Origin of the sequence: Chimaeribacter coloradensis (assembly GCF_002858715.1) — a bacterium.
GTDB lineage: Bacteria > Pseudomonadota > Gammaproteobacteria > Enterobacterales > Enterobacteriaceae > Chimaeribacter > Chimaeribacter coloradensis.
The window spans coordinates 1-364 of the sequence record NZ_PJZH01000087.1; the positions used below are offsets into that span (position 1 = coordinate 1).

At 72.3% G+C, this 364-nt stretch carries 1 pseudogene; it reads left to right on the forward strand.

What is annotated here, in order from left to right:
- Positions 1-364 (forward strand): annotated as a pseudogene (locus tag CYR32_RS21260) (integrase); the annotation flags it as partial.

The window sequence follows — 364 nt, forward strand, 5'->3', positions numbered from 1 at the left end:
GACGCTCCAAACCTACCGGCGCGAGGTGGAGCGGCTGATCCTGTGGGCGGTCCTGCAGCTGGGCAAGCCACTGTCCTCGCTCACGCACGAAGACCTGCTCGCCTACGCGCGCTTCCTCGCCGATCCGCAACCGGCCGCGCGCTGGGTCCTGACCGGCAGCAAGAAGCTCGCGCGCAGCCATCCGGACTGGCGCCCCTTTGCCGGGCCGCTGTCGCCCGGCAGCGTGCGCCAGGCGCTGGTCATCCTGAATGCCGGCTTCGCCTGGCTCACCGAGGCGGGCTACCTGGCTGGCAATCCGCTCGCGCTGGCGCGGCGCCGGCGTGCCCCCAGCCGGCCGCGCATCACCCGCTATCTGAGCCATGAC